General features: G+C 71.6%; 11 protein-coding genes and 2 pseudogenes. 8 read left to right on the plus strand and 5 right to left on the minus strand.

The features are described 5' to 3' along the window. The first annotated feature begins 36 nt into the window (after window positions 1-36). Window positions 37-1005: an aldo/keto reductase gene (locus tag RMT89_RS07360; protein WP_315883104.1), complete on the plus strand. Its 969-nt coding sequence runs from the start codon at window positions 37-39 to the stop codon at window positions 1003-1005. Window positions 1006-1123: 118 nt separating this feature from the next. Here the strand turns inward: RMT89_RS07360 and RMT89_RS07365 are convergent, their stop codons facing one another. Further along, complete coding sequence (locus tag RMT89_RS07365) at window positions 1124-1921, minus strand: phytanoyl-CoA dioxygenase family protein (RefSeq protein WP_315883105.1); 798 nt, start codon at window positions 1919-1921, stop codon at window positions 1124-1126. Between the two features lie 64 nt (window positions 1922-1985). Between RMT89_RS07365 and RMT89_RS07370 the strand changes: the two genes are divergently transcribed. Both RMT89_RS07370 and RMT89_RS07375 read left to right on the plus strand, forming a co-directional pair. After that, window positions 1986-2921 (plus strand): helix-turn-helix domain-containing protein, encoded by a 936-nt coding sequence (locus tag RMT89_RS07370; RefSeq protein WP_315883106.1) that lies wholly within the window; start codon window positions 1986-1988, stop codon window positions 2919-2921. 280 nt (window positions 2922-3201) lie between these two features. Then, window positions 3202-5019 (plus strand): RICIN domain-containing protein, encoded by a 1818-nt coding sequence (locus tag RMT89_RS07375; protein ID WP_315883107.1) that lies wholly within the window; start codon window positions 3202-3204, stop codon window positions 5017-5019. Between the two features lie 12 nt (window positions 5020-5031). Here the strand turns inward: RMT89_RS07375 and RMT89_RS07380 are convergent, their stop codons facing one another. Next, window positions 5032-5685, minus strand: a complete 654-nt coding sequence (locus tag RMT89_RS07380) for a DUF4232 domain-containing protein (protein WP_315883108.1) — start codon at window positions 5683-5685, stop codon at window positions 5032-5034. A gap of 80 nt (window positions 5686-5765) precedes the next feature. Next, a complete protein-coding gene (locus tag RMT89_RS07385; RefSeq protein WP_315883109.1) occupies window positions 5766-8141 on the minus strand; it encodes a SpoIIE family protein phosphatase in 2376 nt (791 codons plus the stop codon). Window positions 8142-8396: 255 nt separating this feature from the next. Between RMT89_RS07385 and RMT89_RS07390 the strand changes: the two genes are divergently transcribed. From RMT89_RS07390 to RMT89_RS07400, 3 genes are all read left to right on the plus strand, one after another. Beyond that, window positions 8397-11489, plus strand: coding sequence for a glycoside hydrolase family 2 TIM barrel-domain containing protein (locus tag RMT89_RS07390; protein ID WP_315883110.1), 3093 nt, complete (start codon window positions 8397-8399; stop codon window positions 11487-11489). 143 nt (window positions 11490-11632) lie between these two features. Then, window positions 11633-13876, plus strand: coding sequence for a glycoside hydrolase family 9 protein (locus RMT89_RS07395; RefSeq protein WP_315883111.1), 2244 nt, complete (start codon window positions 11633-11635; stop codon window positions 13874-13876). Between the two features lie 34 nt (window positions 13877-13910). Continuing rightward, a complete protein-coding gene (locus tag RMT89_RS07400) occupies window positions 13911-15044 on the plus strand; it encodes an effector-associated domain 2-containing protein (RefSeq protein ID WP_315883112.1) in 1134 nt (377 codons plus the stop codon). Between the two features lie 739 nt (window positions 15045-15783). Here RMT89_RS07400 and RMT89_RS07405 read toward each other — a convergent pair. Together RMT89_RS07405 and RMT89_RS07410 are read right to left on the minus strand one after the other, a co-directional pair. Beyond that, a pseudogene (locus RMT89_RS07405) lies at window positions 15784-16230 on the minus strand (hypothetical protein); the annotation flags it as partial. A 15-nt stretch (window positions 16231-16245) separates the two neighbouring features. Continuing rightward, a pseudogene (locus RMT89_RS07410) lies at window positions 16246-16981 on the minus strand (cytochrome b N-terminal domain-containing protein); the annotation flags it as partial. 74 nt (window positions 16982-17055) lie between these two features. Between RMT89_RS07410 and RMT89_RS07415 the strand changes: the two are divergent. Both RMT89_RS07415 and RMT89_RS07420 read left to right on the plus strand, forming a co-directional pair. Continuing rightward, a complete protein-coding gene (locus RMT89_RS07415) occupies window positions 17056-17301 on the plus strand; it encodes a hypothetical protein (protein WP_315883113.1) in 246 nt (81 codons plus the stop codon). Window positions 17302-17304: 3 nt separating this feature from the next. Next, window positions 17305-17682 (plus strand): toxin Doc, encoded by a 378-nt coding sequence (locus RMT89_RS07420; RefSeq protein WP_315883154.1) that lies wholly within the window; start codon window positions 17305-17307, stop codon window positions 17680-17682. Window positions 17683-17850 lie beyond the last annotated feature (168 nt).

Raw genomic sequence — 17850 nt, forward strand, 5'->3', positions numbered from 1 at the left:
CCCCTGGTACCGACCCCGAAGGCAGGAGCAGCAACGATGCAGTACGTGAAGCTCGGTTCGACGGGCCTGGACGTGTCGCGGATCTGTCTGGGCTGCATGACCTACGGGCTGCCCGACCGAGGCGTGCACGACTGGACGCTCGACGAGGAGGCGTCCCGCCCGCTGATCCGTCAGGCGCTCGAAGCGGGCATCAACTTCTTCGACACCGCGAACGTCTACTCCGACGGCACCAGCGAGGAGATCGTGGGCCGGGCGCTCGCCGACTTCGCCCGGCGCGACGAGTATGTGCTGGCCACCAAGGTGAACGGCCGGATGCGGCCCGGGCCCAACGGCGCGGGCCTGTCCCGCAAGGCGATCCTGGCGGAGATCGACCACAGCCTCGGCCGCCTCGGCACCGACTACGTCGACCTCTACCAGATCCACCGCTTCGACCCGCACACCCCGGTCGAGGAGACGATGGAGACGCTGCACGATCTGGTGAAGGCCGGCAAGGTGCGCTACATCGGCGCGAGTTCGATGTACGCCTGGCAGTTCTCCAAGATGCAGTACACCGCCGAGCGGTACGGCTGGACCAAGTTCGTGTCCATGCAGAACCACTACAACCTCCTCTACCGCGAGGAGGAGCGCGAGATGCTGCCCCTGTGCGCGGACCAGGGCGTCGGCGTACTGCCCTGGAGTCCGCTGGCCCGGGGCCGCCTCACCCGCGACTGGGGCACCGTCACCGAACGCAGCGCGGGCGACAACTTCGGCAGCCGCCTCTACCAGGAGAGCGACCGCACGATCGTGGAGGCGGTCACCCGCGTGGCGAACGACCGAGGAGTCCCACGCGCCCAGGTCGCTCTCGCCTGGCTGCTGCATCGCGACACGGTGGCGGCCCCGATCGTCGGCGCCGCGAAGCCCCAGCACATCGAGGACGCGGCAGCGGCGGTCGAACTGACGCTGAGCGAGAAGGAGATCGAGGAGCTGGAGCAGCCCTACACCGCGCGGGCCATCGTCGGGCACTGACCTAGAAGTGTCCTGAAGATCTTGCTTGGGCCGCCCCGATCGCCCAGGTTCGCCCGCAAAAGTCGATCGGGGCAATCCGGTGCAAGTCGGGCGGGTTTTCAAGATTCTCAGTGGTCTCCTAGTGCGGTCCGTGCGGGACCCCGAACTCGGTTCCGCACGGACCCGCCCCCGCACTCTCCGGCAACGCAACCCGCTCACCGCGCATCGACAGGGTCCGGTAGTAGCCACCGATCCGCTCGGCCGACCGCCCCGCATAGTGGCCGATGAACGACCGCCGGAACCGACCGGCGCTGCGATTCGGCCGAGAACCGTGGACCAGGCTGCCGTTGAAGAACAGCACATCCCCCGGCGCCATATCGATGGGCACGGCCGTAAGTCCCGGCGGGGGCGGGACATGCTCCCGGGCGAAGGACACCTGCTCGTCCGCCTCCTCCGGGCAGAACAGCTCCATGCGATGGGTGCCGGGTACGACTTCAAGGCCGCCGTTCTCCCGGTCGATCACGTCACACGCGATCCACGCCGCCACACAGGTGCCCGGCTCCACCCGCAGATAGAAATTGTCCTGATGCAGCGCCTGCCCCCGAGCGCCCGGTGGCTTGAAATAGAACATGCTCTGCGCCGCGAGCACCTCCTCGCCGAGCAGCCGTTCCAGCACCGCGCGCAGTCGGGGATCGAGCAGCACCCGCAGCGACAACTCGTCGATTTCATGCGGCTGCATCACCCTCGGATGGACCAGCAACGGATCGCCGTCCGCCGCCCGCGGCTCGAAATGCCCCGGCACCGGCCCGCCCGCGTGCAGCGCCGCGAACCGCTCGCACAACCGGTCGATCTCGTCGTATCCGAACAGCCCGCGCGCGACCATGAACCCGTCCTCACGGAACTGCCGGAGCCCGGCGTCGATGTCCGTGGCTGTCATGCGTCCACTCCTTCGGTCAGGGGGTATCCGTACGTCACGCTAGGCCGACGCCCGCCCGAGGAGGATGCCCGTGGTTGCTGACGGATTGCCTGAGACTGCCGACCCGGCCCCGCCGCCCGGTCTGGTGGTCGTCGGCCGCTTCGATCAAGCGGCGGGGTACAGCGTCAACCGGCCGGAAGGCGCCGACAGCTGGCTGTTCACCTGGACCACCGGCGGCCATGGCCGCCTGCGCCAGGGCGCGGCGGAAGCCCGGGCATCGCCCGGCGACCTCGTGGTGCTCGCGCCCGGCGTCCGGCACCGCTACGGCGTCGAACCCGGTGCCCTTCACTGGCAGTTCTGGTGGGCGCACTGCCAGGCCCGGCCGATGTGGCAGGCCTGGCTGCGGCCGTACGACGCCGGGGACGGCCTGTACGTCGTCTCGCCGACCCCGCACGCCCTGCACGACCGTGTCGGCGCGGCGTTCCGGCGGATGCTCGCCGACGCCCGATGGACCGGCACCGGCGCGCCGCCCGAGACCGGGGCCGAGGCGGACCGGGTCGCCGTGGCCCACGGTTCGGCGGCCCGCGAACTCGCCCTGTGCGCCCTGGAGGAGGCCGTCCTGCTCACCGCCGCCACCGCGCGCACCCCCTCGCCCCCGCCCGGAGTCGACGCCCGGGTGCGCCGGGCGGAGTCCCTGATCGCCGCCGACCCGGGCGCCGCGCACACCGTCCGCTCGCTCGCCGGACACGTCGCCCTGTCGCCGTCCCGGTTCGCCCATCTCTTCACCCGGCAACTCGGCGTGCCGCCGATGCGCGCGCTGCGCGAGGCGCGGCTGCGCCATGCCGCACGGCTGCTGGAGGGCACCGACCTGTCCGTGGAACGGATCGCGGCGGCTTCGGGATTCGCCAGTCCTTTTCACTTCAACCGGGTGTTCCGCGAACGCTACGGCACCCCGCCCGGCGCCTACCGGGTGAACGGCCCAATGGTTGCGGGCGTGGACCAGGGTCCTGGCGGGCCGTGATTTCCGGCCGCACGACCAGCCTGATGGGTGGCCGTAATGGTTGTGGAGGCATCTGCCCCGCGCTCAATGAATACGATTGTCCGGCCCGAGGGTGAGACGCCTCGAACCTTTACTGACACGTGTTCAATTACTTGAGCCGCGCACACCGTGCGCAAAACCCCGGGAACTCTTGTTCCCTGCTGCTGACCTGTGCAAAGGTGTGCCTCGCTCCCATACGCCCTGACGCTTCAAAAGAGCCGCGCCCGGAGCATACCCTTTGGTATGGACCATTTAATGCCGCATGCCCTCGGAGGAATGCCGCGTGCACGACGCAGGCTTGCCGAATTCCCCAGGAAACGCCCACCTCCTCGAATTGACGGACGCGCAACTGAGCGCCGAACTCAAGAAGTGGACGGGGGCGTCGCCCGCGCTGCAGCCCGTGGGTGAACTCCTCGACCGGCACTGGGCGGCGGGCTTCGCCTACGCGCGGCTGTGCACCAGCACCGCCCGAGCCGCCGGCATGCTCACCACCGCGGCATTCACCAGGCTCTTCGGGCAGACCCTGCGGCAGACCGGACCGACCTCCGCGTGGCGCCCTCAACTCCTGCTCACCGTACGGCGTGTCGCGGGGGGGTGGGACACCGATCAGCGGCGCGAACTGCTCCACCCCGAGCTGCGGACCGGCGCCGCCGGCGGCGAGCGCGCCGCCGCCCGCCTGCTGCCGCCCGCCCACCGCCGGCTGCTGTCCGGCGCCTTCCAGCGGCTGCCCCAGTCGGCCCGCTGTCTCCTGTGGCACACCGAGGTCGAGTCCGAACCGCTGAGGATCCCGGCCGGGCTGCTGGGCCTGGACGAGGAGGGCGCCCGCGTCGAACTCGGCCGTGCCCGCGACCGGTTGCGCGAGGAGTGCCTCCAGGTCCACCGGGAGCTCGCTCCCGACCAGGAGTGCCGCCAGTACCTGCGGCTGCTCGACGTCACCTATCGGCGCGGCGGCGTCGACATCGACCCCGACCTGCGCGGGCACCTGGACGGGTGCAAGCACTGCCGGGACACCGCCGACCAGTTGGACTGCTTCAACCACGGACTCGGCCCGGCCCTGGCGGAGGCGGTGCTCGGGTGGGGCGCGCGGGAGTACGTGGAGTCCAGGGCGCGCAGCGCGGACGACGAGAGCGTGCCGGTGGCGGAGGCGGCGACCGTGGTGGGGGAGAACTTCGGCGCGGGCCAAGCGCGTGACACACCCCCGACGGCGGCCCCGCCGTCCTCGTGCCGCCGTACGGCCCGCAAGGCCGCCCGCCGTGCCGTGCGGCGGCGCAATCTCACCGTCGGCGTCGTGACCGTCGGCGCGCTGGTCGTGGTGCCGTTGGTGCTGTGGGCCGCCCTGGGCTCGGAGGGCGACACAGCTCCCGCCGACGGCGGCCGGGCCACCGAGGGCACCGGCTCCCAGGGCCGCACACCCACGACCGGCCCCTCGTGGGCCGGGGCCGAGGAGGCGGCGCAGGGCACGCTGACCGGGCGGCTGTACAACATCGCCTCCGGGCTGTGCGTCGGCGTCGTCGGCGGCAAGGTGGTCAAGGGCGCCGAGACCGAACTCGCGGAGTGCTCCGCCCAGGCCGGCCAGCAGTGGGTGTACGAGACCGACGGCCGGCTGCGCAGCGCCGCCGATCCCGAACTGTGTCTGGACTCCGGCCTCGGCTACTCGGTGCGGCTCGACTCCTGCACGGACACCGGAGAGGTCCGCTACGACTTCACGCTCCAGGGCACCCTGGTCCCGCGCGGGGACCAGGAGCTTGCCCTGACGCCCGCCGCCACCGACGGTTCCGGCGCGCTGGTCCTCAAGACCCGCAAGGACGACACCGCCCAGCGCTGGGTGATCGACACCTCCAGGCCCGAACTCCAGCTGGAGGCGGTCAACTGGGCCGAACCCGCGACCCCGGTAGCGCCACCCGCGCCGAAGCCCACACCCACGCCGGCGAAGACCCCGAAGGCCACCGCGACCCCGTCGCCCACACCGACGCCTTCGGCCACCGACTGCTACAGCGACCGGTACTCCTGCTCATGGGACCACGACAACGGCTGGGGCGGTGGCTGGGGCGGCGGCGGTTACGGCGGCGGACGCCGCTGAACACCAGGGCCGTCAGGACTGTCCGGGCCCCGAGCCGGGGGCGAACACCGTCAAGGACACCGAGGACGCGTTGCCGGACACCGGCACCGCACCCGCCGTCCACGGCACCTCGATCGGCTCCCGCTCGTCGGGCGGGGTCACCAGCAGCGCCGCCGGACGGGCGGTTCGCGCCCCGCTGATCTCCGGGCTGGAGTACGAAAGACCCGCCCACGCGCTGTCACCCGGCGCCAGCGTCACGCGCGCCGGTGAGCCGGGAGCGCGCTCGGGGTCCGGGCCGAGCTGCTCGCCGGACGCGTCGACGAAGGCGGCGCCCGGATAGCCGTACACCGTGCAGGTGCGTGCGGAGGCGTTGGTCAGGACGATCGGGACGTTGCGCTGGCCGGCACCGGGATCCATGCGGCCGACCTCGGCGCGCAGTTCGCCGGTGTGGCAGCGGGCCGGCTTCTCGGTGCCTCCGGCCGCCTGTGAGGGGGAGGGCGCCGGTTCGGTGGCGGCGCCCTGTTCGCTCGGGGAGCCGGCGGCCGTGCGGTCGTGCGAGGTGGGCGGCGGCTGCGGGGGAGCGGTCGTGGTGCCGTCGGCGCTGCCGCAGGCGGTCAGTGCGCCGAGCGTCGCGACCGCACTCACGAGCAGCGCGGCCCGGCGCACCGACGAGGACGTGTTCGCCATGTTCTCCACGCTCCTGAGGGTTCGTCACATTCCCGGGTGTCCGCCGTACTCAAGGAGAAACGCGGAAAGCGGACGCCCGCTCAGTCCAGGTCGAGGAGGGCGAGTTCCGCCCAGATCGTCTTGCCCTGGGCGGTGTGCCGGCTGCCCCAGCGCTGGGTGAGCTGGGCGACCAGCAGCAGCCCCCGGCCGCCCTCGTCCCAGGTCTTGGCACGGCGCAGATGCGGGGCCGTGTGGCTGGCGTCGGACACCTCGCAGATCAGTGTGGTCGCGTCATGGATGAGCCGGAGCCGGATCGGCTGCGAGCCGTACCGGATGGCGTTGGTGACCAGTTCGCTCACCACCAGTTCGGCCGTGAACGACGCCGCGCTCAGCTCCCACGAGGCGAGCTGGTCGACGACCTGTTTGCGGATCGGTGAGACCAGCGCCGGGTCGGCGGGGATGTCCCAGGTGGCGACCTGGGAGGCGGGCAGACCCCGGGTGCGGGCCAGCAGCAGCGCCACGTCGTCGGGGGCACCGCCGGGCGGGAGCAGGGCACGCAGGATCCGGTCGCAGGCCTCCTCCAGCGACTCGGTGGGGATCGCCAGGGCGTCCAGGAGCAGCGCGTGGCCGGCGTCGACGTCGCGTGCGCGGTTCTCGAGGAGACCGTCGGTGAAGAACCCCAGCACACTGCCCTCGGGCACATCCAGCTCGGCCGACTCGAACGGCAGCCCGCCGAAGCCGAGCGGCGGCCCGGCGGGCATGTCGATCCGCCGGGGCGCACCCGTCGGCGGGACCATCACGGGCGGCGGATGCCCGGCCCGGGCCAGCGCACAGCGCCGTGACACCGGGTCGTACACGGCGTACAGGCAGGTGGCACCGACCTCACCCGGGCTGCCCTCCCCGCCGGCCTCCTCGGACAGCCGGACGACCAGGTCGTCGAGGTGGGTGAGCAGCTCGTCCGGGGCCAGGTCGATGTCGGCGAGGGTGCGGACGGCGGTGCGCAGCCGGCCCATCGTCGCCGAGGCCTGGATGCCGTGGCCGACCACGTCCCCGACGCACAGCGCGACCCGCATCCCGGACAGCGGGATCACGTCGAACCAGTCGCCGCCGACCCCGGAGCGGGCCGCCGGGAGATAGCGGGAGGCCGCGTCGACGGCGGGCGTGCGGGGCAGTCCCCGTGGGAGCAGGCTGCGCTGGAGGGCGAGCGCGGTCTCGCGTTCGCGGGAGTAGCGGCGGGCGTTGTCGACGCAGACGGCCGCGCGGGCCGTGATCTCCTCGGCGAGCAGCACGTCGTCGGGGGTGAAGGGGTCGGGGCGGCGGAACCGGGTGAGCACCGCGACGCCCAGGGTCAGGCCCCGGGCCCGGATCGGCACGGACATCGTGGAATGGATGCCGTACTCCTGGACCCGGGCGCTGCGCCTGCGGTCCCAGCTCAGCCAGGCGTCGAGGTCGCCGGAGGGCACCGTGGCGACGACGGTGCGGCCCGCCGTCAGCGAGGCGGCCTGCGGGGACTCGGCGGGGTAGAGCTCCAGGTGCCCCGGTTTCACGACGGCCTCCGGGCTGCCCGGGTTGATCGACCGGTGGGCGGCGCGGCGCAGTCCGACCGGAGCCGAGACCGGCGCCGGCGGGCCCCCGCCCTCCTCGTCGGGGTCGAGGAGGTCGATGCTGACGAAGTCGCCGAGCGCGGGGACGCAGACATCGGCGAGCTCCTGTGCCGTCCGGGTGACGTCGAGGGTGCTGCCGATGCGCACGCTGGCCTCGTTGACCAGCTGGAGCCGCTCCCGGGAGAGGTAGTTGTCGGTGAAGTCATGGGCGGCCAGGCACACGCCCCGCACCCGTCCGTGACCGTCGGTGACGGGAGCCATCCGGGCCAGCCAGGCGTGCGCACGGGTCTCACCGCCGGCGCGCATGTACATCTGCACGTCCCGGGCCCGTCCGGTGGCGAGCACATCGGCCATGTGCCCCTCAAGTTCCTCGCTCTGCGCCTTGCCGCCGATCTCGGAGAGTCTGAGCCCCTGGATGCGGTCCTCGGGCAGCCCGATCACCTCGGCCATGGCGTCGTTGATCCGGCGCAGCCGCAGCCGCTCGTCATAGACGGCGACGGCGCACGGCGACTGGGTGAGCGCGGCCGTGGCCAGCGGGTCGTCGGGGGAGCGGGGGCCGCCCGGCTCCAGCGGGGTGACCACGAGCCAGTGGGCCGGGCCGTCCTCGCGCGGCGGGCGGTGGTGGGCCAGCAGCCACACCCGGACCCGGTGGCCGTCCTGATGGCGCAAGGGGACGGTGCCGTCCCAGCGGGGGCCCTCCGGGACGGGAACCGAGCCGTCGGCCAGCAGCTCGGCGGCGGGGCGGCCCACGACGTCGGCGGCCGGCCAGCCCAGCAGTCGCCGGGCGCCGGCGTTCCACTCGACCAGGGTGCCGTGTTCGTCGATGACGGCCCGAGCCGTCGCGGCGTCGTCGATCGGGTCGTGCGGGCTCATCGTCGCCACTCCAACGCGGACACTCACAGTGACCGGTGGTCACCTGAGTTCCAGCGTAGTGCGTCGGCGCCCCGGGCGGACGGGGAACCCCCTGTGCGGGCGGTCGAACAGTCAAGGTCGAAATCCGGCCGTTGTGACCTCTGAGGCGCAAGCGCTTTCTCATGGCTCTTGACGCTGCTGTGTGTCCGCCCGTCAGAATCCGTGTGTTCACGATCAGTTGTGATTACTTCTGGGCCCTGATGAGGGAGAGCCGCCATGACGGTCACTCGCAGATCGGTTCTGATCGCCTCCACGGCCACGCCGGCCGCCGGAGCGCTGATCGGCACCCCGGCGCAGGCCGCCGAGGCCGCCGGGGGGCGCTCCGGCCGCCGTACCGTGCCCTTGCGCGACGGCTGGCGGTTCGCCCTGGTCAACCCGGGCGGGATCACCGATCCGACCGGCGCGTACGCCGACGCCGCCGACCCCGCGTACGACGACTCGGCGTGGCGGGAGACCGCCGTTCCGCACGACTGGAGCATCGAGCTCGCCCCGACCACCGAGCACGGCACCACCAGCGGCACCGGCTTCTTCCCCGGCGGCCTCGGCTGGTACCGGCTCGCCTTCACCCTGCCGCCCGCCCTCGCCGGGAAGCGGATCTCGGTGGAGTTCGACGGCGTCTACATGGACTGCGTCGTGCACTGCAACGGCCAGGAGATCGGCCGCCATCCCTACGGCTACACCGGCTTCGCCCTCGACCTCACCGGGCTGCTGCACACCGACGGCACCACCGAGAACGTCCTCGCCGTCATGGTCCGCAACCAGCTCCCCAGCAGCCGCTGGTACTCCGGCAGCGGCATCTACCGCGAGGCCCGGCTCGTGGTGACAGAGCCGGTGCACGTGGCGCGCTGGGGCACGTACGTCACGACCCCGGAGGTCACCGGGGAGCGCGCCCTGGTGCGGGTGCGGACCTCCGTGGTCAACGGCTCCGGCAGCGGGGCGGACGTCGAGGTCGTCTCGCGGATCGCGGGCCCCGGCGGCCGGACGGTGGCCCGCGCGTCCTCCATCGCCGCCGTCACCGACCGGGCGACCGAGACCCATGAACTCACCGTCCCCGAACCGAAGTTGTGGGACTTCGAGGCCCCGCACCGCTACACCCTCCACACCGAACTCCGCGTCGGCGGACGGACCGTGGACACCTACCGCACCCCCTTCGGCATCCGCACCTTCCGCTTCGACCCGGACGAGGGCTTCTTCCTCAACGGCGCCTACACCAAGATCCGGGGTGTCGATCTCCACCACGACCTGGGCGCGCTCGGTGCCGCCGTGAACATCGACGCCGTCCGCAGACAGATGACCATCATGAAGTCGATGGGCGTCAACGCCCTGCGCACCTCCCACAACCCGCCCGCGCCCGAAGTCCTCCAGGTCTGCGAGGAGATGGGTGTGGTGATGATGGTGGAGGCGTTCGACTGCTGGCGCACCGGCAAGAACCGCTACGACTACGGACGGTTCTTCGACGAGTGGGGCGACAGGGACGCCACCGAGATGGTGCTCGCGGCCCGCAACTGTCCAGCTGTGGTCCTGTGGTCCATCGGCAACGAGGTCCCCGACTCCACCTCCACCGCCGGGCTCGCCATGGCCGACCGTGTCATCGACGCCATCCGCGCCGCCGACGACACCCGCCCGCTGGTCATCGGCTCCGACAAGTACCGGCGACTTCCGGCCAAGGGCTCGGCGGCCGACCGGATGCTCGCCAAGCTGGACGGCCTCGGTCTCAACTACAACACCGCGAAGTCCGTCGACGCCCTGCACGCGACCTACCCGCACCTGTTCCTCTTCGAGTCCGAGTCCTCCTCGGAGACCTCCAGCCGCGGCACCTACCAGGAGCCGGAGCGCCTCAACACCGGCGAGAACTACACCCCGGGGAAGCGGGCGACCTCGTCGTACGACAACAACCTCGCCTCCTGGACCATGAGCGGTGAGTACGGGCACAAGAAGGACCGGGACCGGAAGTGGTTCACGGGACAGTTCCTGTGGTCCGGCATCGACTACCTCGGGGAGCCCACGCCGTACGACGTCTTCCCCGTGAAGGCCTCCTTCTTCGGCGCCGTCGACACGGCCGGGTTCCCCAAGGACATGTACTACCTGTTCCAGAGCCAGTGGACGAGCGAGCCCATGGTCCATCTGCTGCCGATGACCTGGAACCACGAGAAGGGCGACACGGTCGAGGTATGGGCGTACGCCAACGTCGACACCGTCGAGCTCTTCCTCAACGGACGCTCCCTCGGGACCCGGACCTTCGACACCAAGAAGACCACCGACGGCCGGGTCTACCTGGAGACCACCGAGGCGACCGGCGACGACAAGACCTTCACCGACGGCCCCTGGCCCGGCAGTTACACCAGCCCGAACGGCAGCGCGGGCAAACTCCATCTGACCTGGGAAGTGGCGTACGAACCGGGCGAGTTGAAGGCGGTCGCGCGCAGCGACGGCAAGGTCGTGACGACGGATGTGCTGCGGACCGCCGGGAAGCCGCACGCCGTACGGCTCAGCGCCGACCGTGACTCCCTGGCCGCCGACGGCCGTTCGCTGGTGTTCGTGACGGCCGAGGTCGTCGACGCCCGTGGAGTGGTGGTGCCCGACGCCGAGGACCTGATCGCCTTCGACGTGGCCGGCGGCTCGCTCGCCGGACTCGACAACGGCCGTCAGGAGAGCGCCGAGCGCTACCAGGCGAGCACCCGGACCGCCTTCCACGGCAAGGCACTCGCCATCGTGCGGTCCGGGACGAAGGCGGGCACGCTGAAGGTGACCGCACGGGCGGACGGGCTGCGGGCCGGCACGCTCACCGTGCGCACCACCCGTGCCGACCCGGTCGCGCTCACCCCGGCCGCGTCCTTCGAGCCGGACCTTCCGGCACCGGTGAACCACCCGCACGCGGACGCCAGTTACTCCGGCCGCCCCGACACCCTCCCGGCCGCCATGCTCGACGGCGATCCGGCCACCGGCTGGTCCAACGGCTTCCACAAGGCGGCCACGGCTCTGCTGCCCGCCTTCGACGGAGCGCGGGCCGAGGACTGGGTGAGCGTCGACTTCGGGCGCCTCCGGACCCTCGACAGGGCCGAGGTCTCCTTCACCGTCGACGCGACGCACACCCTGCCCGCCGCCATCGAGGTCGACGTCTGGGACGGCCGCCGATGGGCCGGGGCAACCGGGGTCTCGGTCGACTGGGCCACCGCTTCCGACACTCCGACCGCGATCACCTTCGACCCGGTGCGCGGCTCCCGGCTGCGCCTCACGCTGACCAGCGCCCACCCAGGTCAGGCGCGCGGCGCGATCCGCATCGGCAAGCTGGAGGCGCCGGGCGTCTGAGGTCGCCTTCCCGGTCCGGGCGGGAAGCAGTCCTGTCCGGACCGTTGACGGCGTGTCACACCGGCAACAAGCATGTCCTGCGTCCGCATCTGGGAGCGCTCCCACGAGAGCGTCGCCCGTACCTCCCCCCGAGGAGCCCAGGCGTGAAACGACGCAGAACCGCCGTACTGTCGCTGACGACCCTGCTCGGAGCGGCGCTGATCGCCCTGCCCGCCCCCGTGGCCGGCGCCGACGAGGTCGAACAGGTCAGGAACGGCACCTTCGAGACCACCACCGAACCGTGGTGGACGAGCAGCAACGTCACCGCGGGCCTGTCCGACGGACAGCTCTGCGCGGACGTGCCCGGCGGCACCACCAACCGCTGGGACGCGGCCATCGGCCAGAACGACATCACCCTGGTCAAGGGAGAGTCGTACCGCTTCTCCTTCACCGCCTCCGGAGTACCCGACGCCAACGTCGTGCGCGCGATCGTCGGCCTCCAAGTGGCGCCGTACGACACCTACTTCGAGGTCGCCCCGCAGCTCAGCGTCTCCGGGAACCGCTACTCGTACACCTTCACCGCACCCGTCGACACCGCGCAGGGACAGGTCGGCCTCCAGGTCGGCGGCAGCGCGGACGCCTGGCGGTTCTGCATGGACGACGTCTCGCTGGTGGGCGGTGTGGAGCCGGAGCCCTACGAGCCCGACACCGGGCCTCGGGTGCGGGTGAACCAGGTCGCCTATCTGCCCGCCGGACCCAAGAACGCCACCCTCGTCACCGACGCGACCGAGCGGCTGCCGTGGCAGCTTCGCGGCGCCGGCGGAGCCGTGGTCGCCCGTGGCTGGACCGTGCCGCGCGGCACCGACGCCTCCTCCGGGCAGAACGTCCACACCATCGACTTCGGCTCCTACCGCTCCCGCGGCACCGGCCTCACCCTGGTCGCCGACGGGGAGACCAGCCGCCCCTTCGACATCGACGCGAGCGCCTACGAGCGGCTGCGCCTGGACGCCGCGAAGTACTACTACACGCAGCGCAGCGGCATCGCGATACGCGATGATCTGCGGCCCGGCTACGGCCGTCCGGCGGGCCACGTCGGCGTCACACCGAACCAGGGCGACGGGGCCGTGCCCTGCCAGCCCGGCGTGTGCGACTACACCCTCGACGTCACCGGCGGCTGGTACGACGCCGGCGACCAAGGCAAGTACGTCGTCAACGGCGGTATTTCGGTGTGGGAGCTGCTCAGCACCTACGAGCGCGCGCTGCATGCCCGCACCGGACAGCCGGAGCGGCTGGGCGACGGTACCCTCGCCATTCCCGAGAGCGGCAACAACGTGCCGGACATCCTCGACGAGGCCCGCTGGGAGCTGGAGTTCCTGCTGAAGATGCAGGTGCCCGACGGGAAGCCGCTGGCCGGCATGGCCCACCACAAGATCCATGACGAGCAGTGGACAGGACTGCCGCTGCTGCCGAGCGACGATCCGCAGAAGCGTGAACTGCATCCGCCGTCGACCGCGGCGACCCTGAACCTGGCGGCGACGGCCGCGCAGGCCGCGCGCCTGTACAAGCCGTACGACCGGGACTTCGCCGCGAAGGCGCTGGCCGCCGCCCGCAAGGCATGGTCGGCGGCGCTCGCGCATCCCGACCGGTACGCCTCCGAGAGCGACGGCACCGGCGGCGGCGCCTACGCCGACAACAACGTCACCGACGAGTTCTACTGGGCCGCCGCCGAGCTGTATCTCACCACCGGCGAGAAGCAGTTCGCGGACCGCGTCCTGAACTCCCCGGTCCACACGGCCGACATCTTCGGCGCCAATGGCTACGACTGGGCCAGGACCGCCGCAGCGGCCCGCCTCGACCTGGCGACCGTGCCGAACAGACTGCCCGGCCGCGACAAGGTGCGCCAGTCCGTGATCAAGGGAGCGGACCGCTACCTGGCCACGCTGAAGTCACAGGCATACGGCATGCCCTACGCCCCCGAGGGCAACCTCTACGACTGGGGCTCCAACCACCAGATCCTGCACAACGCGGTGGTCATCGCGACCGCGTACGACATCTCGGGAGCATCCAAGTACCGGGACGGCGCGCTGCAGAGCATGGACTACCTCTTCGGCCGCAACGCGCTGAACATCTCGTACGTGACCGGCTACGGCGAGGTCTACTCCAAGAATCAACATTCCCGTTGGTACGCCAAACAGCTCGACCCGAACCAGCCGAACCCGCCGGTCGGCACCCTCGCCGGAGGACCCAACTCCAGCATCCAGGACCCCTTCGCACAGAGCAAACTCCAGGGCTGCGTCGGCCAGTTCTGCTACATCGACGACATCCAGTCCTGGTCGACCAACGAGCACACCATCAACTGGAACTCGGCACTGACCCGGATGGCGTCCTTCGTGGCGGACCAAGGGTGACCCGCTGAGCCCGCTCGGGCGGCACACTGGGCGCATGAACTCACCGGTTCCGCACGCAGATCCCCGCCGCACGACCGTCGTCGTGGTGGGCGTCGACGCCTACGAGGCGGGGTCGCACTGGGCGCTGGACGGCCCCGTGTCCGACGCGCTGCGGTTCGCGGACTGGTTCCTCGCCCGGGGTGTGCCGCCCGAGCGGATCACCGCGCTGCTGTCCGCGCCGCCGGAGCGGGCGGCAGCCGCGCCGAAGGTGCCGTACACCGTCCTCGGCGCGGACCGGGCCACCGTGCACAGCACACTGCTGCGGACCGTCGCGGCGGAGCCGAGCGAGCTGCTGTGGGTGGTGTGGGGCGGGCACGGCGTGGTGGACGCGGAAGGCAGACGGCGGCTCTTCTACGCGGACGCCACCGCGGACGACCCGCTCAACCTGGACTTCGACGCGCTGTTGACGTACTACCGTGCCGCGCTCCGCCACCCGCGCCAGATCTGGCTGGTCGACGCCTGCCAGCTGCTGCACAACCCGTGGCGCGCCCGACGCCAACTGCCGCGTGAGGACTACGGCACGCCGATGCCGCGGACCGCACGCGACCAGGCGGTGCTGTTCGCGGCCCGGCCGGGGGAGGCGGCGACGAACCTGTCCGTCCCCGGGACGGGCCTGTTCAGCCGTGAGGCACTGGCGGTCCTCACCGACGACGAGACGGTCGGCATGGGCTGGCCACCGGACCCGGGCGTGGTGATGGACCGCCTGCGCGAGAGATTCTCCCGGTTGCGCGCCGAGGGGCACGCGGCACAGACCCCCACCTACCTGTGGTCCCGCACCTGGGACGGCGACGAGGGCCAGCTCCTCTCCCGTGGCGGCCCCGAACCCACCGTCCCCGCACACGCCGACCTCGCCCCCGACCGGCTCCGCGCCTTGACGGACGCTCTCCTGGCGGTGGAGGAGTTCGTGGAACCACAGGGCCGGGAGGAGATCCTCGGCCTCCTGAGAATCGGCGTCCGGGCCGCCATCCCCCGGCACAGCCGCCCCCGCATGGACACCATCAGCATCCTGCGCACCTGCGCCCGCCGCCCGGGCGCGCTCCGGGAGTTGGCGGAAGCGGTGCTGCTGTGCGCGGGGGGCAGTCCGGAGGCGGAGAGCGCGCACCGGCTGATCGTCGAGGCGTCTGCGTGAGGTGCCCGCGGTCCCTACGATCGGGCCCCATGTACGAGTCCCGTGATGCGGCGGAGTCCGCGAGCGTCGAGTCCTGGCTGCCCCGCCTGTCCCACCTCTCGCTGGACGAGCTTCCCCAGGTGGGCCAGGTCGCCCTGCGGCCCGCGGTGGACATGCTGCTCGCCGGCGTCGACCGGCCGTTCAGCACCAGGGGTGGCAGCGAGCCCAGTTGACCGAGATCCGCCTCACCTTCCGCCTCGGCGGGCAGTCTGCGCTGCACGTCGGATCCGACCGGTCCGGGGCCGTGGAGACCGTGGGTGAGGAAAGCGTTCGTGGGCACGTCACGTGAAGCCGTCGAGGAATCCGAGAGCTCCGCGCAGCCCCTGCGGCCGCACCGTCTCGACGACGTCTCCTTCGGGATGCTCTGCTCCACCGGCGAAGGGTCCAGGCGACGCACGCGCGCCACGGGCAGGTTGATCAGTTCCAGCGGCAGCACGAGCTCCAGCCGCAGCTGCCCCGGACGGTCGCCCTCGGCCCGCTCCACCTCGGAGATCACCTCGCTGACCGTGCGCTGGAGATCGGCGAAGGGGATCACCGCGCTGTCCCGCCCCTCGAAGTCCGGCCCCCGGGCATCGGAGTGGAACCAGTACGACACCGTGTAGTGGCCCTCGTCGAAGGGCGCCGGCATGATCCGGATGGCGAGGTGCTCGTCATGGATGGCCGGCTGCCGCTCCGCCTGCCGGCCGTAGCGTCGGCGGTCGAGCGTCTCCCCGAACTCCCAGCGCACGGCGCGCTGTCGGTTGATCGCGCGGATCTCCTGGCGGTGCGGCGCGTCCATCCAGGCCGAGGCCTCGTCCAGGTACGCCATCCACGGCGGTACCTGTCCGGGTGCCGTGTTCTGTCCCACGAGGTAGAGGAAGTCCGACCAGGGCGTGGTGGAGTGGTCGGGCGGGGTGCGTAATCGGGACAGGGTCGCCCGGGCCAGCAGGCGCCGGCGCTCGTCGTCGGGGAGTCGCAGCGCCTTCAGGCAGTCCGCCAACAGGGCCCAGGACTCGGCGAATTCGGCCGGCAGCGTGCGCGCGGCCCGCCACTCGTCGCAGAGCCGGAACATCAGCAGGGACTCCGCGGAGCCCGGATCCAGCAGGTCCAGGGCGGCGGCGAGACACGCCAGGCCGTCCGGGCCGTGGCCGCCCGGCGCGTCCTTCATGCAGAACAGCAGCAGCAGGTGCAGTTGGGTCGCCACGATGTCGTTGCCGCCGCCCGCCAGGAGTACCAGGTAGAGGCTGCTCCAGGTCGCGCCGAGACCTGTGCGGACCGGGTGGTCGCGGGGGCGGTCCAGGAGGTGGTGCTCGCGCTTGTCGCCCGTGATCCAGGACTCCAGGAACGGGTAGACGCCGATCAGCACCAGCATCAGGGGGAACACGACGATCGGGATCAGCACGCCGAGGACCAGTGTGTGCCCCCCACAGGCTGATCTCCCAGCCCGGCATCACCCGCACCAGGCCCTCCGCGAAGCCCAGGTACCAGTCGGGCTGGGCGCCCGTGGAGACCTGGTCGGCGCGGAACGGGCCGTACGCCCAGACCGGGTTGATCGTGGCGACCGCGGCGAGCAGGGTGAGGGTGCCGAAGACCAGGAAGAAGAACCCGCCCGCCTTCGCCAGATACACCGGCATCAACGGGGCGCCCACGACGTTGCGTTCGGTACGGCCGGGGCCCGCGAACTGGGTGTGCTTGTGGTAGACGACCAGCAGGACGTGCGCGACGACCAGGACCGCCATGATGCCCGGCATGATCAGGATGTGCAGCGAGTAGAAGCGCGCCACGATGTCGTCGCCGGGGAACTCGCCGCCGAACAGGAACATCGACAGGTACGTCCCCACGATCGGGACGGACAGCAGCGCGCCGTTGACGAACCTGAGGCCGGTGCCCGACAGCAGATCGTCCGGCGTGCTCGCTCCCGGAAGGTACCGTTGTACACCCCATCTGACCTGCTGGTATTTACGGGTAAGTACCCGCGCGGTACCGTGAGGTCATGCCAGCTCTCAACGTGGAGTTCAGCGACCGCGAACTTGAGGATCTGCGGCAGATCGCCAAGGAGCGCGGTACGTCGATGAAGGCGCTCGTACGGGAGGCGGCGGCGGCCGACATCGCCCGGCACCGGGCGCTCCAGGAGGGCGCGGAGGCCTTCCGCCGGTTCTTCGCCTCGCACGCCGACGAGTTCGCGGAAGCGTTCCCGGACGACGAACCGCCCGCCAAGGGCGAGGGGCGGGCGGCCTGAGTGATGGCACCCGTCATCCACATCGACGTGCCCTGGCTGCTCCAGCGGCACGAGGAGGTCCTGCCGGACCAGCCCACGATCAACGACTTCTCGGCGCTGGTCGCGGCCGTCGCCCGGCACCGTGTCGACCCGCCGCGCCTCGGCGTGAACTCCGACCCGGCCTGGCGGGCGGCCGCCCTGCTGCACACCCTCGCCCTGCTCAAGCCGCTGCCCGCGGCCAACGCCCGGTTCGCCTGTGCCACGGCCGTGGCCTACATGTTCGTCAGCGGCGTCGGCATCGATCCGCCCTACGGCGCTCTCGTCGACCTCACCCGGGACCTGATCGACGGCAAGACCGACGTCTTCGGCGCCGCGGACCGCCTGCGCTCCTGGCAGATCTGAGGCTCTGGGACGGCCGAGGCCTTGGCGGATCCGGATCCGGATCCGGGGCTCTGGGGCCGCCGGCCGGGTCCGCCCCCCTCGGGGCCGCCGACCGAGGGCGGGAGGAACGAGGTCGGCGGCCGTTCGCACAGGAGAGCCGCCGTCCTGTGCGGGGCCTTCCGAGGGGCC

The organism is Streptomyces sp. P17, from assembly GCF_032436805.1.
Classification (GTDB): domain Bacteria; phylum Actinomycetota; class Actinomycetes; order Streptomycetales; family Streptomycetaceae; genus Streptomyces.

Bases quoted from the DNA above. Each gene is read 5' to 3' on its own strand.
- RMT89_RS07360 (WP_315883104.1), top strand. From the start codon at position 37: ATGCAGTACGTGAAGCTCGGTTCGACGGGCCTGGACGTGTCGCGGATC.
- RMT89_RS07365 (WP_315883105.1), bottom strand. From the start codon at position 1,921: ATGACAGCCACGGACATCGACGCCGGGCTCCGGCAGTTCCGTGAGGAC.
- RMT89_RS07370 (WP_315883106.1), top strand. From the start codon at position 1,986: ATGCCCGTGGTTGCTGACGGATTGCCTGAGACTGCCGACCCGGCCCCG.
- RMT89_RS07375 (WP_315883107.1), top strand. From the start codon at position 3,202: ATGCCCTCGGAGGAATGCCGCGTGCACGACGCAGGCTTGCCGAATTCC.
- RMT89_RS07380 (WP_315883108.1), bottom strand. From the start codon at position 5,685: ATGGCGAACACGTCCTCGTCGGTGCGCCGGGCCGCGCTGCTCGTGAGT.
- RMT89_RS07385 (WP_315883109.1), bottom strand. From the start codon at position 8,141: ATGAGCCCGCACGACCCGATCGACGACGCCGCGACGGCTCGGGCCGTC.
- RMT89_RS07390 (WP_315883110.1), top strand. From the start codon at position 8,397: ATGACGGTCACTCGCAGATCGGTTCTGATCGCCTCCACGGCCACGCCG.
- RMT89_RS07400 (WP_315883112.1), top strand. From the start codon at position 13,911: ATGAACTCACCGGTTCCGCACGCAGATCCCCGCCGCACGACCGTCGTC.
- RMT89_RS07415 (WP_315883113.1), top strand. From the start codon at position 17,056: ATGCCAGCTCTCAACGTGGAGTTCAGCGACCGCGAACTTGAGGATCTG.
- RMT89_RS07420 (WP_315883154.1), top strand. From the start codon at position 17,305: ATGGCACCCGTCATCCACATCGACGTGCCCTGGCTGCTCCAGCGGCAC.